The organism is Streptomyces sp. NPDC028308 (genome assembly GCF_055565855.1).
In genome coordinates this window covers 59,791-72,867 of sequence record NZ_JBVHTO010000019.1, presented here as the reverse complement: position 1 = coordinate 72,867, position 13,077 = coordinate 59,791, and the positions used below count along the sequence as shown (strand labels likewise).

The window sequence follows — 13,077 nt, the reverse complement described above, 5'->3', positions numbered from 1 at the left end:
CCGGCCGCGCCCGTCACCGGCGGCGGGCCGGGTCCGCGTCACCAGGGCAGCGGGCGGGTGTGCACGACGTCCAGCCGCGAGACCGCGCGGGTGAGCACGACGTACAGCCGGTGCAGGCCGCGCGCCTCCGCCTCCGCGATCGCCGCCGGTTCCACGGCCACCACGTGGTCGTACTCCAGCCCCTTGGCGAGGGAGGCCGCGAGCACCGTGGTCCGCGCGCCCGGTTCACCGGGGCCCGCGTACGGGATGCCCGCCGCGTCCAGCGCCTCGCGCACGCGTCCGGCCTCCGCGTCGGCCGCGATGACGCCGACGGACCCCTCGTGGGTGAGGGCGTCCCGTACGGCGTCGAGGGTCAGGGAGAGCACGTCGGCGCCCTCCCTGACCCTCAACTCCCCGTCCCTGCGCAGCGACCGGGCGCGCGGGACGTCCACGTCCAGTCGGTCCAGGAGCCGGTTGGCGAGCCCGACGACGGCCTCCGGTACCCGGAAACCGGTGGTCAGCGGCACCACGACGGCGTCCGGCTTGCCGAGCTGTGCGAGCAGCGCGGGCCAGTCGCGGGCGGCCCACGGCGTCGTCCCCTGCGCCAGGTCGCCGAGCACCGTGAGCGACCCGAAGGACGACCGGCGCGCGATGGCCCGGCACTCCATGGGCGACAGGTCCTGGGCCTCGTCGATCACCACGTGCCCGTAGCCCCGCGGATGCTCGATGAGGCCCGCCACCTCGTCCAGGAGCACGAGGTCGGCGGCCGACCAGCGTGCCGAGCGGTACGACCGCGGGGGCCTGGTCCACAGGATCGCCTTCTGCTCCTCCGCGTCGAGGACGCCGTCGGCCGCGGCGGCGAGGGCGTCCGGGTCGGCGAGCAGGCCGGCCAGCACCTCCTCCGCCCGCACACCGGGCCAGACGGCGTCGACGTACGCGCTCACGGCCCGGGCCCGGGAGACCTTCTGCACCCAGGCGTTCGTGCGCGGGCCGGCCCGCAGCTCGGCCTGCGCCCGGAGGTGGCGCACGGCCCGGGTGCGCACCCGCTCCCGCCCGGTCGCGTACGGCGGTTCCTCGGCTCGTACGCCCTCAACGATGCGCTCCAGCGCGCTGCCCGGGATCCGCCACAGGTACGAACCGTCCGGCACCGCGAGGGAGTCCGCGACACCGACGGTCACGCGCCCGTACAGGGCGCGGTGCAGCACCCGTGCCATCCGGGCGTCGTGCTTGACGGCCGCGGCCCGCTCGTCGTCCTCGGCGGTGACGGGGTGCCGTGCGATCTCGTCGCCGAGGGTCGACTGCCGGACGCCCGTCTCGCCGAGGGCGGGCAGCACCTCCGAGATGTACGACAGGAAGGTGCGGTTGGGGCCGAGGATCAGCAGGCCGCCGCGGCGGACGCGCTGCGGGTGGGTGTAGAGGAGGTAGGCGGCCCGGTGCAGGCCGACCGCCGTCTTGCCGGTGCCGGGCGCGCCCTGCACGCAGACCGAGAGGGCCGGCTCGCCGCGTACGAGGTCGTCCTGTTCGGGCTGGATGGTGGCGGCGATGTCCCGCATCGGGCCGACGCGGGGGCGTTCGATCTCCTGGGCGAGGATGCGGCTGCCCGTGGGCTGGTTCGCGGGAGTCCCGCGAGCGCCGTCCGCCGTCAGGTGCTCGTCCTCCAGGCCGGTCAGGTCGGCGGAGGCGCCGCTGGTGCCCGGCGCCCAGCCGAACCGCCGGCGCACGGCGACGCCCTGCGGATCGCGGGTGCTCGCCTGGTAGAAGGCGCGGGAGACGGGGGCGCGCCAGTCGACGACGAGCGGCGGGGCGGCCGGCTGCTCGGTGATCCGCAGGCGGCCGATGTGGTAGCTCTGGCCGGCGTGCTCGCCCCCGCCGGCGTCGAAGTCGAGGCGCCCGAAGAAGAGCGGGCCCTCGGGGAGTTCGCGCATCTCCTTGGCGTGGCTGCGGAAGCGGTAGCCGAGGACCTCGGCGTCGGCGCCGGAGGCGGACACGTCCTCGCCGGTGACGACCTGTTCCTCGGCGCCCTCGACCATGGCGGCGAGGGCGGCGCGGCAGGTCTCGTGATAGGCGCGTTCGCGGGCGAGGGCACGGGCGGGGTCGGGTGACGTCATTCCATGGAGCGTAACCGAATAACGTGACTGGGTTAAATTTTATCCTTGGTTGCCTTCAGGGCCCGCTCCAGTCGCGCGAACGCGCGCTCGGCGGCGGCGACGGCCTCGCCGCGCACCTCCGCGGCCGTCTCCCCGGCCGCCATCCGGCGCCAGTTCTCCAGGGCGAGGACGCGCTGCACGGCGATGATCTGCCCGGCGGCGAGCCGGGCGTCGAGGTCACCGCCCAGCGCGTCGGCGAGCGCGGACTCCGACCGCTCCAGGTACGCGTACAGGCGGGCGGCCAGCGAAGGGGTCCCGTACAGGAGGCGGTGGAAGGCGAGGACGCGCGGGTCGTCGTTGAGGCCGGTGACCGGATCGAACCGCTCCAGGCCCGCGACGAAGTGCCGGCGCAGGACGCCCGCCGGGGACTCACCGGCCGGGCGCCCGGCGACCAGACGCGCGGGTTCGGTCTCGTGGTCGGCGAAGCGGTGGAGGACGAGGTCCTCCTTGGTCGGGAAGTATCGGAAGAGGGTCGGCTTGGAGATCTCCGCGGCGGCCGCCACCTCGGCGACGGAGACCTCGTCGAACCCCTTCTCCAGGAACAGCGCGATCGCCGTGTCGGAGACGTCCTGGTACATCCGCTGCCTCTTGCGCTCACGCAGCCCGATCTCACCCATGCCCCGAGCCTCGCACACCGTCCGCCCCGGCCGCCCTTGACCTCGACCGCACTTGAGGTCGAAGACTGCTGCGCACACGCCGGCCGACGGCACCCCCGTCCGTGAGGAGAGCACGATGCTGACAGCACAGGTGACCGAGTTCGGCGGACCCGAGGTCCTGGCCCCGGTGGACGCGCCCGACCCGGTCCCGGGCCCGGACGAGGTGGTGATCGACGTCGCCTACGTCGACACGATCTTCGTGGAGACCCAGGTCAGGGGCGGCTGGGGGCGCGAGTTCTTCCCGGTGACACCGCCCTACGTGCCGGGCGGCGGGGTGGCGGGTGTGGTGAGCGCCGTCGGGCCGGGCGTGCCGGCCGAGTGGCTCGGCCGCCGGGTGACGGCCTTCGTGACGGGCTCGTACGCGGAGCGGGCGGTGGCGGCGGTGCCCGCCCTGGTCCCGGTGCCGGACGGGCTCGATCTCCGTACGGCGGCGGCCCTGGTCCACGACGGCGTGACGGCGGCAGGCCTGATGGAGCTGACGGGCGTCGGACCAGCCGACCGCGTCCTCGTCCTCGGCGCCTCGGGAGGCATGGGCACGCTGCTCGTCCAGCTGGCGCACGCCCGGGACGCCCGTGTGGTGGCGGTGGCGCGGGGACCGGAGAAGCTCGCCCTGGTACGGGAGCTGGGGGCCGACGCCGCCGTCGACGCGACCCTTCCCGGCTGGCCGTCGGCCGCCGCCACGGCCCTCGGAGGTGACGAACCCGCCGCCGACGTGGTTCTCGACGGCGTCGGCGGCGGCCTCGGCACCGCCGCCTTCCCGCTGACCGCCGACGGCGGGCGCTTCTCCGCCCACGGCGCCCCCGGTGGCGGCTTCACCCCGGTCGACCCCGGGGAGGCGGCCCGTCGCGGGATCACCCTCCTCGGCATCGGCGATCTCCAGTTCGACACCGCCGCACGGACCCGGCTCGCGGCGACCGCCCTCGCCGAGGCGGCGGCGGGCCGGCTGCGCCCGGTGGTCGGCGGGACGTTCCCGCTGAGCCGCGCGGCCGAGGCCCACGCGGCGATCGAGGGACGGGGGTTGGTGGGGAAGGTGGTGCTGAAGGTGTGAGGACGCCGGTGCCGACCGCCCGGCCCGCACGGGCCGGAGGGGCCGCTCCCCCGGACCGGCGGGACCGGCCCCCCCCTGAACGGCAGCACCGCTCACCCTTGGCAGGGCGGGACCACGCCTGACGGGAGCACCGCTCACCCTTGCCCCAAGGGCCGGACCACGCCTGAACAGGCGTCCCGCCCACCCCTGACCGAAGGGCGGGGCCACCGCCGAGCAGGAGGACCGCCCCTGACCGGGAGGCCCGCTCACCCTTTGCCCCATGGGCCGGACCACCCTGACCAGGAGGACCGCCCACCCCTGACCGAAGGACGGGACCACCGCCGAGCAGGAGGACCGCCCCCCGACCGGGAGGCCCGCTCACCCTTTGCCCCAAGGGCCGGACCAGGGGAGCCGCCCACCCCTGACCGAAATGCCGGACCACCCCGACCCGGAGAACCCGGAGAAAGCGATCCCCGATCCGGAGGAGCGGGTCATTCCCGGTCGGCGGGGCCCGAGTGGCCTCGCCCGCTCCGCAGCATCTTGAGCACCGGCTCCAGCGAGTTGACCAGCAGCCCCGCGCCCGCCTCCCGCAGCGTCTTCTCCTTCGCGCCGTTGCGCGCGTAGCCGAGGAAGGCGACGCCCGCCGCGCGCGCGGCCACCAGGTCGGACGGGGTGTCGCCGATCATCAGGGTGGCGGTGGGGTCGGCGCCGAGGGCACCGAGGGCCCGGTTCAGGCAGTGCGGGTCGGGCTTGAGCAGGTGCAGGGCCTGGGTGCGACCGTAGACGTGCGGGTCGAAGCAGCCGGCGAGGCCCCGGGTCCGCAGGTACTCGCGGACCACGAGGGGGGAGTTGTTCGTGGCGACGGCGAGCCGGGCGCCGACCGCCGTCCACGTGCGGACCAGCGGATCCGCGTACGGCGTCGGCATGGCGGAGGTCGCCGCGCGCAGCTCCTCCTGGGTGAGGCGCTCCTCCAGCTCCGCCACGAGGTCGCTCCCGGGGTGGCGGCGGTCGACGGCGCGCAGCACCTTGTGCGGGTCCAGCGACTCCCGCTCCCCTTCCGTGAGCAGACCGCGCAGCCCGCGCCCCTCCAGCCAGCTCACGAGGTCGGCGGCCACCCGCTCGGCCTTGTGGCCGGCGAACAGCGCGCAGATCGGCCCGTCGAAGTCGAAGAGCACGAATCGCGCTTTCTCGATCAACTCCCGCAGGGGATCAGTCTCTTCCGTCACATGAACAGTCTGCTTCGACGCATCAGAAGTCACTAGGAGAGTGTCAGGTCCGTCGTGATGGTTTCCCAGAGGGCGTTGAACCACTTCTGGGATTCCTCCACGAAGGCGGCGTCCCGCTGCCCGGCCCGCTTCTCGAAGGAGAAGAGCAGGGACTTGCCGCCGAGGGCGTCGTACATCTCCAGCATCCCGCTGCCGACCTCCTCCTCGCGCTTGGTCACCATGTAGTACGCGATCAGCGCCTCGGCCTCGTTCAGGAGGTACAGCTTCACGGGCGGGGTGAAGGGCAGCGCCCGGAAGGAGACGCGCACCTCGATGCCGTGCGAGGCGCGCAGCGACCGCAGGTTGTGCCGCAGGACCTGCACCTGGGCGTCCCGCTGGGCGAGCCAGCGCCGGTGCACCGGGTCGGGGTCGCCGTCCCCCCGGCTCTCGACGGGGACCGGGAAGGCGAGGTTGATCTCCCGGCTGGGCAGCAGGATCCGTACGTCGATCGACTGCGGGCGGATGCGGCCCTCGTGGATCAGCCGGACCGGTTCCGCGAGGGCCAGCATCAGCGTCTCGGCGGTGAGGCAGGCGGCGTCCACGCGCACGTGCGGGGAGGCGAACGCCTCGGCCAGCCGCGGGGCCAGCCCCACCATCGTGGGCTGCGGCGCCTCGGGGCTCGCGGAGGCCTTGGCGATCCGCGGCGGGCTCCCCTTGCTGACGTTGCTGAGCAGCCCGTCCTCCTGGAGGACCCGCAGTGCCTGGCGGACGGTGCCGCGCTCGACGCCGAACTGCTCGGCCAGCTCGGCCTGCGTCGGCAGCCGGTCGCCGGCCTTGAGATCGCCGCCGCGGATGCGGTCGCGCAGGGCCTCGGCGATCTCCTGGGGCGAACGCCTTCTGTCGCCGTTCACTGCACCGTTCTCCTGGGTCACGACCAAAACGCTACAACTTCAGTCCATCTATGGGGAGTTGTTTGAAAGTTGTTTATAACTGGCTGCCAAGTGGGGACAACTCAATCAGAGTTGGCTACCAACTTTCAGGAGTTGGCGGAAGGTTTGCCTCCTCTCGCACACGCTTCGCAGCAGCCCGCACCGCAGTCCCGCGCAAGCCACCGAAGGAGGAACCACCATGCCCGCCCTCGCCCTCCTCTCCAGCGTCTTCGTGATCGGCTTCGAACAGACCGTCCAGTGGCGCTACGGCCCCCCGGGCATCGTCGGACTCCTGCTGCTCACCGTGGGCCTCAAGGCCAAGAGCCCCGCCTGCAGCTCCGCGGGCGCCGTCCTGCTCGCCCTGATCGTCGCCGCTCCCGCCCTCTGAGGACCGGGACCTCAGTCGGAGAACCGCAGCTCCGAACTGATGGTCTCCCACAGGGCGTTGAACCACAGGTGCGACTGCTCGACGAACGTCGTGTCCCGCGCACCGGCCCCCTGCCCGAAGGCGAACAGCATCGACTGCGTGCCGGTGGCGTCGTACATCTGGAGCGGCTCGTGGTCGATCTCCGCGTCGCGCTTGGAGAGCGTGTAGTAGGCGAAGAGCGCCTCGGACTCGTTGAGCAGGTACAGCTTCACGGGCGGCGTGAAGGGCAGCGCCCGGAACGTGACGCGCACGTCGATGCCGTGGGTGGACCGCAGCGCCAGCAGGTTGTGCTGGAGGACCCGCACCTGTGCGTTGCGCTGGGCCAGCCAGGAGCGCTGGAGACGGTCGTCGCCGGTGTCGTCCACCCGCGCCGGGAACGCGAGGTCGATGTCCCGGCTGGGCAGCAGCACCCGCACGTCCACCCTGGCCGGTTTCGTACGCCCGGCGTGGATCCGCAGCAACGGCTCGCTCATGGCGAGCGTCAGTGACACCGCCGTCAGGCACAGCGCGTCTATCGCCACGTGCGGGGTCTCGAAGGCGGCCGCGATCCGGGGCGCGAGGGCGACCATCGTGGGCTGCGGCGGGGCCTCGGGCGCGGCCGGCCGACGGTCCGTGGCGGGGGCGACGATCGCCGGGCTGCCCTTGGACACGTTGGCGAGCAGGTCCTCCGCCTGCAGGATGCGCAGGGCCTGGCGCACGGCCCCGCGCTCGACGCCGAACTCGTCGGCGAGCCGGGCCTGCGTGGGCATGCGCTGGCCGGGCCGCAGCTCGCCGGACCTGATCCGGCTGCGCAGCTCGTCGGCCACCTCGCGGTGCGACCTCGGTGGCCGTGGCGACCTCTCCCGCCCGCTCGCGGCGGCCTGTTCCGGCTCCACGCCCGAACCCTACAACTTCGGGCCATCTTGCGGCAGTTACCAGGAAGGTGGTTATGAGACGCGTCCAAGCGGAGATAACTCAGGTGGAGTTGGTCACCAACTTGAGCAACATGGTCAAGCTACCGAGTGGTTGGCCGCCTTGGACGACTTCCTCGACCAGGTGGCCGGCCCCTCACGGGGGATCCGTATCCCCATCCCGAAGGCGTCCCACAGACGTCCCGAAGGAGGGACCGTCATGCCGCTCCTCGCCATCGCCGTCGCCGCACTCGCCATCGGATTCGAGTACCTCGTCCAGTGGAGGTACGGGCCCATGGGCATCATCGCGTTCGTCGCGCTGTCCGTCGGGCTCAAGGCCAGGAACACCGTGATCAGCGGCATCGGGGCCGTGATCCTCGTGATGCTGCTCGCCCAGTCCGGCTGACCGGAGGAACCGTCCGGCAGTCCGGCCGGCCGGGCTCCCTTCCGGAGGGGAGCCGGGAGCCCGGACCGGTCGCACCACCGCGCCGCCGCACCCCGTGCGAGGGCGCACCGCACCACCGGCGAACCGCGCCAGCCGGTTCGCCGCACCACGGAATCGCCACGGATGCGCACCACCGCCCACCGTCCGCCCCGACGGGAAGGAGACCGCACCACGGCCGGCCGACGACCGCGCCGGACCCAGTCCGCAGATCTCAGAAGATGTCCGGGCACCACGGTCGCCTGGACGTACGCAGCAGGGCGTCGGCCAGGGAGGCGGCGCCCGCCCGTTCCTCCCGCACCCGGCCGAGCGCCGCGAGCCGCACCGCCGACTCGTCGCCCAGCCACAGGGACGCCAGCTCACGTACGTCCAGCGTGAGTTCGGCGTCCCGCGTGGTGGACGCGCAGGACGCGCCGTCCGGCGCCGCGTGGAGCAGGTACCGCCCGGCCGACAGCCCGTCCCGGTCGGTGACCTCCAGGACCAGCGACCCGGTGCCCGCGTACGTACGCGCCTCCAGCGCCCGTACGACGTCCAGGATCCGCACCCACAGCCAGTCGGCCTGCGTCGTGATCCGGGCGGCCCGGGGGTCCGGCAGGAGGTGCGGCAGCAGGTCGTCTGGGGCGCGCCAGCCCGTCTTCACGCGGGCGATCCAGTCGATGGAGCACAGGTACTCCCACAGAGCGCGCTCCGCGGCCGGCGTCACCGCGATCAGCCAGTTCACCGACGCCGTGTTCAGCGGCTGCTTCACGTCGCCCCAGTTGTCGTCCGACTCGTACGACACCATGCCCTCGACCTCGCCGGACGCCGAGCGGTACACGGCGTAGAAGGGCTCCGTCCACGGCGCGCGGTCCAGGACCAGCGCCCCGGTGTTCGCCTGCCACCAGCGCGCGTCGCGGCTGACGGCGCCGGGCTGGACGCGCCGGAGCCGGTCGTGCAGCTCGGGCCCGGCCTTGCGCACGTCCTCGCCGTCCACCAGGTCGATGCGGCCGCCGTCGGCCGGTCCCGACCAGCGCGGGTCGAGGCCCGTCCGCGGCACGTCGACCGTCCACTCCGCGGCGGTGGTCGCGGGCCCGAAGCCGTACCGCCCGTAGATCGGGTACTCGGCGGCGATCAGGGTCGCCACCACGTCCCCGCGCTCCTTCGCGGCCGCGAGGTCGCGCGCCATCATGCGGGTGAGCAGGCCCCGGCGGCGGTGGGTGGGCGTGACGGTGACGTTCGTGATCGCGTGGGCGGGTACGGCCGTCCCGCCCACGGCGGTGAGCTCCTGCGGGAACGAGCGGAACGTCGCCACGCACCGGCCGCCGTCGAAGGCCCCCAGGGTCCGCTCCGGGATGATGTACGACCCCCGGTCGGCGACCTCCCGTTCCGAGACGGCCGGCGACCGGAGGAACCCGGTGTTCAGCGCGCGGATCCAGTCGGGGATGTCGGCCTCGGTGATCGCTCGTACGTCGATGTCGTCACGATGGGTCATGAGGTCACGCTAGGTCTCCGGCCAGGCGGGTGTCGCCGGGTTTTCGCCCCGCCCGGGGGCGCCCCGAACCAGCCGGAGCGGTCCGCGTGCCGTTTCCCGGGAGCCCGGAAAGGCAGGCCCCCGGACCCCCGCCGTCAGAACGCCGCGCGGATCTCCCCGACCTCGCGGCCCGCGCCCAGCAGCGGCGCGTGGCCTATGCGGGACAGCACCGGGGCATCCACTCCCAGCAGGGCGAGCGCGCGGGACAGCACGGGGCCGAGCGCCCGGACCGAACCGTCGTCGATCTTGAAGGCGAGGGCGCGGCCGTCCGGCAGGGCCACCGCCTGGACGGCCTCGGCGCCCATCTTGGACAGCGCGCCGGGCACCTCCCGCATCAGCCAGGTGTCCGGGCGGCGGGTGCCCGCGACGTACTCGGGGTGGGCGCGCATCGCGTCGGCGACCCGGCGCTCGGCGGTGCCGGGCGCGGCCAGGACGAAGGAGCGGAAGGCGCGGGCCAGGCCGGTGAGGGTGACCGCCATCAGCGGGGCGCCGCAGCCGTCCGTGCCGAGGGCGGCGACCCGCTCGCCGGCCGCCTCCTCCACCACGGAGCGGATGAGCTGCTGGAGGGGGTGGGCCGGGTCGAGGTAGGACTCCAGCGGCCAGTCGCGCCGGACGCACACGGCGAGCATCGCGGCGTGCTTGCCCGAGCAGTTCATGGTCACCCGGTCCCGGACCCCGCCCGCCGCCAGGTACGTCTCGGCCTCCACGGGGTCCAGCGGCAGGTCCGCCGGGCACTGGAGCTGCTCGGGCCGCAGCCCGTGCTCGGCCAGCATCTTCAGGACGAGGTCGCGGTGGAAAGGCTCGCCCGAATGGCTGGCGGCAGCCAGCGCGAGGCGCTCGCCCCCGAGGTCGAGGCCCGCCCGCAGGACACCGGCCGCCTGCATCGGCTTGTTGGAGGAGCGGGGGAAGACGGGCGCCGTCACGTCTCCGAGAGCCAGCTCCACCGAACCGTCCGCGGCCAGCAGGACCAGGCTGCCCCGGTGGCGGCCCTCAACGAAGCCGGAACGGACGACCTCGGCGAGGACGGGGGGTATGGCGGGGACGGACATCAGCGGCGGCCTTCCGGGGCGGGACCCGCCCCGGCGACGGCGGAGCGCGCTCCACGGGCGCCCGGTCGGGGCGCAGGGGTCACTCCGGCCGGGGGCACCCGGGATCACCGGGGCCGCCGCGTCACATGAGCAGGTCGTCTACTTGTGCTTCTCCCTCACGGTACCTGCGGGCGATCTCCGCGCTGCAATCGTCCGCGGTGCGCTGGAGCCGCTGGCGCCGCCGGGAGACCTGCTGCTCGTAGCGGACGAGCCGCCCCATGCCGTCGTTCAGCTCCTCGTCCGTACGGGCCTCCAGGTCCGACAGCTCGACCTCGGACAGCATGTCCGCGGCCAGCCGCCGGTACTCCTCGCCGTGCGGGGTGCCGACCGTCACATGGCGGGCGGAGGAGCGGTGCCGGGCGGGCGCGTCGGTCAGGATCTCCGGGAGCCGGTCGACGAGCGAGGGCACCGCCACGAGCCCGGGCGGCGCCGGAAGGCCCCCGCGGCGCGCGAGTTCGGCCCGCAGGATGTCGATACGGCCCTGGAGCAGCCGCCGTACGTAGCTGAGGTCGGCCTCGTCCCGCTGGGCGTCGCGGCGCAGCGTGCGCAGCTCGGGCAGGCCCAGCACCGCGAGATCCGGCTCGGGCGGGTCCACGGCCAGCGGGCTGTCGGTGCGCTGCGCGGGTGGCCGCGGGGCGGCGCCCGTCTCCGCGGCGACCCCGGGCGGGCTCGTACGGGTCGATGACACGGTCCCGGGCGGTCGCCCGGTGCTGCTCGGTGTGCTCATGTGCCTCTGCCGTCCCCTCGACCGGTGCGGTCCACCGCGTATGAGCTTCGCGGTACACGCATGGTGCCACCCCATGGGCCCGCTATGTGACCGAGTGCCCCCGATCGGCCCCGGATGGGGGGTTCGAACCCCCCGGAAATCACGCGAAGGGCCCGCACGGCATGATGGTCGGCATGCGAGCGGTGGTGCAGCGGGTGGACGGCGCGAGTGTCGTCGTGGACGGGGACGACGGACCGGAGACGGTCGGCGCGATCAGCGGAGAGGGACTGTGCGTCCTGGTGGGGGTGACCCACGAAGACACCAAGGAGAAGGCGGCCCAACTGGCCCGCAAGCTCTGGTCCGTCCGGATGCTGAGCGAGGAGCGCTCCTGCTCGGACATCGACGCGCCGCTGCTGGTCGTCAGCCAGTTCACGCTCTACGGCGACGCCCGCAAGGGCCGCCGTCCCACCTGGAACGCGGCGGCCCCCGGGGAGGTCGCCGAGCCCCTGGTGGACGAGGTGGTCGCCCAACTCCGGGCGCTGGGCGCCACGGTGGCGACGGGCCGGTTCGGTGCGCGGATGCGGGTCTCGCTGACGAACGACGGCCCGTTCACGGTCCTGCTGGAGATGTGAGCGGACGCGGGGCGGTCTACGGCTCCACGACGACTTCCTGGGCCGCCGCCGTGGTGTCGGCGAGGAGCCGCGCGTCCAGCGGGACGTTCCGCTTCACCAGCGCCAGCGCGATGGGACCGAGTTCGTGGTGGCGTACGGCCGTCGTCACGAAGCCGATCTTGCGGCCGTCGGGGCCGTCGTCCGCGAGACGCAGCTCGGTGCCGTGCGGCGGCAGGTGGACCTCGCTGCCGTCCAGGTGCAGGAAGACCAGGCGGCGCGGGGGCTTGCCCAGGTTGTGGACGCGGGCGACGGTCTCCTGGCCGCGGTAGCAGCCCTTCTGCAGGTGCACGGCGCTGTCGATCCAGCCCAGTTCGTGCGGGATGGTGCGGTGGTCGGTCTCGAAGCCGAGCCGCGGCAGGTGGTGCTCGACGCGCAGGGCCTCGTACGCCAGCAGGCCGACCGCCGGGCCGTGCGCGCCGGTGTCCGCCGCGAACGCCTCCAGGTCGGCCCGCGGCAGGAAGAGGTCCCGCCCGTACGGCGTCTCCCGCACGACGACGCCCTCCGGCGCCTCGGCGATGGAACCCGCGGGCAGGTGCACGACCGCGAACTCCTCCGTCCGGTCGGCGACTTCGACGCGGTAGAAGAACTTCATGGACTCCAGGTACGCGATCAGCGCGTCCTGCGTGCCGGGTTCGGTGTGCATCCACACCGTCTCGCCGTCGTCGACGAGGTACAGCGCGTGCTCGATGTGGCCGTGCGCGGAGAGGATCAGCGCCTCGGTGGCACGGCCGGCGGGGAGGTCGCTGACGTGCTGGGTCAGCAGCAGGTGCAGCCAGCTCAGCCGGTCGTCGCCGGAGACGGCGACGACACCGCGGTGCGAGAGGTCGACGAAGCCGGTGCCGTCGGCGAGGGTCCGCTGTTCGCGGAACAGATCGCCGTAGTGGGCCGCGACACCTTCGTCCACGCCCTCGGCGTCGACGGCGCCGGGCAGGGTCAGCAGGGGGCTCTTCATACGCCTAAGCCTACGACTTGGTAGTTGAAGTCTTGAGTGTGCAGTTCTCGCAGCGTCCGAAGATCGCGAAGTGCTTCATGTCCGTCTCGAAACCGAAGGTGTCCCGCAGCTTGGCGGTGAACTCGGCGGCCACCTCGATGTCGGCCTCGATGACGTTCGTGCAGTCCCGGCAGACCAGGTGGATGTGGTGGTGGCGGTCGGCCAGGTGGTACGTCGGGGCGCCGTGCCCGAGGTGCGCGTGGCTGACCAGACCGAGCTCCTCCAAGAGCTCCAGGGTCCGGTAGACCGTGGAAATGTTGACCCCCGACGCCGTCTTCCTCACCTCGATGAGGATGTCGTCGGGGGTCGCGTGCTCCAGGGTGTCCACGGCTTCCAGGACAAGCTGGCGCTGCGGCGTCAGACGGTAGCCGCGCTGCCTCAGGTCGCTCTTCCAGTCGGTGCTCACCAC

The 13,077-nt window shown here is 73.4% G+C and carries 14 protein-coding genes; 4 read left to right on the top strand and 10 right to left on the bottom strand.

All coding sequences use genetic code 11. The features are described 5' to 3' along the window. Positions 1-38: 38 nt before the first annotated feature. Together ACZ4VA_RS36670 and ACZ4VA_RS36665 are read right to left on the bottom strand one after the other, a co-directional pair. Complete coding sequence (locus ACZ4VA_RS36670; protein ID WP_468084169.1) at positions 39-2,087, bottom strand: HelD family protein; 2,049 nt, start codon at positions 2,085-2,087, stop codon at positions 39-41. Between the two features lie 32 nt (positions 2,088-2,119). Continuing rightward, positions 2,120-2,743, bottom strand: a complete 624-nt coding sequence (locus ACZ4VA_RS36665; RefSeq protein WP_468084167.1) for a TetR/AcrR family transcriptional regulator — start codon at positions 2,741-2,743, stop codon at positions 2,120-2,122. A 115-nt stretch (positions 2,744-2,858) separates the two neighbouring features. On the opposite strand from ACZ4VA_RS36665, the gene ACZ4VA_RS36660 reads away from it, so the two are divergent. Further along, the gene (locus ACZ4VA_RS36660; protein ID WP_468084165.1) at positions 2,859-3,830 is read left to right on the top strand and encodes a zinc-binding dehydrogenase; all 972 of its coding nucleotides are present in this window, start codon (positions 2,859-2,861) and stop codon (positions 3,828-3,830) included. A 470-nt stretch (positions 3,831-4,300) separates the two neighbouring features. Here ACZ4VA_RS36660 and ACZ4VA_RS36655 read toward each other — a convergent pair whose 3' ends face one another. Together ACZ4VA_RS36655 and ACZ4VA_RS36650 are read right to left on the bottom strand one after the other, a co-directional pair. After that, positions 4,301-5,035 (bottom strand): HAD family hydrolase, encoded by a 735-nt coding sequence (locus ACZ4VA_RS36655; protein WP_389392097.1) that lies wholly within the window; start codon positions 5,033-5,035, stop codon positions 4,301-4,303. Between the two features lie 32 nt (positions 5,036-5,067). Then, positions 5,068-5,952 carry a GntR family transcriptional regulator gene (locus tag ACZ4VA_RS36650; protein WP_468084162.1) on the bottom strand — a complete coding sequence of 295 codons (885 nt, stop codon included), beginning with the start codon at positions 5,950-5,952 and terminating at the stop codon, positions 5,068-5,070. Positions 5,953-6,142: 190 nt separating this feature from the next. Between ACZ4VA_RS36650 and ACZ4VA_RS36645 the strand changes: the two genes are divergently transcribed. Next, positions 6,143-6,331 carry a hypothetical protein gene (locus ACZ4VA_RS36645; protein ID WP_356169616.1) on the top strand — a complete coding sequence of 63 codons (189 nt, stop codon included), beginning with the start codon at positions 6,143-6,145 and terminating at the stop codon, positions 6,329-6,331. Positions 6,332-6,342: 11 nt separating this feature from the next. Here the strand turns inward: ACZ4VA_RS36645 and ACZ4VA_RS36640 are convergent, their stop codons facing one another. Beyond that, positions 6,343-7,245, bottom strand: coding sequence for a winged helix-turn-helix domain-containing protein (locus ACZ4VA_RS36640; RefSeq protein WP_355795264.1), 903 nt, complete (start codon positions 7,243-7,245; stop codon positions 6,343-6,345). Positions 7,246-7,480: 235 nt separating this feature from the next. Here ACZ4VA_RS36640 and ACZ4VA_RS36635 point away from each other — a divergent pair, with 235 nt between their 5' ends. Beyond that, positions 7,481-7,666, top strand: coding sequence for a hypothetical protein (locus ACZ4VA_RS36635; RefSeq protein ID WP_355795262.1), 186 nt, complete (start codon positions 7,481-7,483; stop codon positions 7,664-7,666). Positions 7,667-7,916: 250 nt separating this feature from the next. On the opposite strand, the gene ACZ4VA_RS36630 is transcribed toward ACZ4VA_RS36635, so the two are convergent. The 3 genes from ACZ4VA_RS36630 to ACZ4VA_RS36620 all read right to left on the bottom strand — a co-directional run bounded on the left by ACZ4VA_RS36630 (position 7,917) and on the right by ACZ4VA_RS36620 (position 11,027). Further along, positions 7,917-9,173, bottom strand: coding sequence for a GNAT family N-acetyltransferase (locus ACZ4VA_RS36630; protein WP_389392099.1), 1,257 nt, complete (start codon positions 9,171-9,173; stop codon positions 7,917-7,919). Between the two features lie 134 nt (positions 9,174-9,307). Next, on the bottom strand, positions 9,308-10,261 hold the full coding sequence (locus ACZ4VA_RS36625) for an asparaginase (RefSeq protein WP_468084159.1): 954 nt from the start codon (positions 10,259-10,261) through the stop codon (positions 9,308-9,310). 121 nt (positions 10,262-10,382) lie between these two features. After that, positions 10,383-11,027, bottom strand: coding sequence for an RsiG family protein (locus ACZ4VA_RS36620; RefSeq protein ID WP_356242937.1), 645 nt, complete (start codon positions 11,025-11,027; stop codon positions 10,383-10,385). Between the two features lie 173 nt (positions 11,028-11,200). Between ACZ4VA_RS36620 and dtd the strand changes: the two genes are divergently transcribed. Next, positions 11,201-11,638 carry a D-aminoacyl-tRNA deacylase gene (dtd, locus tag ACZ4VA_RS36615; protein ID WP_356242934.1) on the top strand — a complete coding sequence of 146 codons (438 nt, stop codon included), beginning with the start codon at positions 11,201-11,203 and terminating at the stop codon, positions 11,636-11,638. A 16-nt stretch (positions 11,639-11,654) separates the two neighbouring features. Here the strand turns inward: dtd and ygfZ are convergent, their stop codons facing one another. Together ygfZ and ACZ4VA_RS36605 are read right to left on the bottom strand one after the other, a co-directional pair. Next, positions 11,655-12,629, bottom strand: a complete 975-nt coding sequence (ygfZ, locus tag ACZ4VA_RS36610; protein ID WP_355792671.1) for a CAF17-like 4Fe-4S cluster assembly/insertion protein YgfZ — start codon at positions 12,627-12,629, stop codon at positions 11,655-11,657. A 10-nt stretch (positions 12,630-12,639) separates the two neighbouring features. Beyond that, positions 12,640-13,077, bottom strand: coding sequence for a Fur family transcriptional regulator (locus ACZ4VA_RS36605; protein ID WP_355792668.1), 438 nt, complete (start codon positions 13,075-13,077; stop codon positions 12,640-12,642).

Bases quoted from the DNA above. Each gene is read 5' to 3' on its own strand.
- ACZ4VA_RS36670 (WP_468084169.1), bottom strand. From the start codon at position 2,087: ATGACGTCACCCGACCCCGCCCGTGCCCTCGCCCGCGAACGCGCCTAT.
- ACZ4VA_RS36665 (WP_468084167.1), bottom strand. From the start codon at position 2,743: ATGGGTGAGATCGGGCTGCGTGAGCGCAAGAGGCAGCGGATGTACCAG.
- ACZ4VA_RS36660 (WP_468084165.1), top strand. From the start codon at position 2,859: ATGCTGACAGCACAGGTGACCGAGTTCGGCGGACCCGAGGTCCTGGCC.
- ACZ4VA_RS36645 (WP_356169616.1), top strand. From the start codon at position 6,143: ATGCCCGCCCTCGCCCTCCTCTCCAGCGTCTTCGTGATCGGCTTCGAA.
- ACZ4VA_RS36635 (WP_355795262.1), top strand. From the start codon at position 7,481: ATGCCGCTCCTCGCCATCGCCGTCGCCGCACTCGCCATCGGATTCGAG.
- ACZ4VA_RS36630 (WP_389392099.1), bottom strand. From the start codon at position 9,173: ATGACCCATCGTGACGACATCGACGTACGAGCGATCACCGAGGCCGAC.
- ACZ4VA_RS36625 (WP_468084159.1), bottom strand. From the start codon at position 10,261: ATGTCCGTCCCCGCCATACCCCCCGTCCTCGCCGAGGTCGTCCGTTCC.
- ACZ4VA_RS36620 (WP_356242937.1), bottom strand. From the start codon at position 11,027: ATGAGCACACCGAGCAGCACCGGGCGACCGCCCGGGACCGTGTCATCG.
- dtd (WP_356242934.1), top strand. From the start codon at position 11,201: ATGCGAGCGGTGGTGCAGCGGGTGGACGGCGCGAGTGTCGTCGTGGAC.
- ygfZ (WP_355792671.1), bottom strand. From the start codon at position 12,629: ATGAAGAGCCCCCTGCTGACCCTGCCCGGCGCCGTCGACGCCGAGGGC.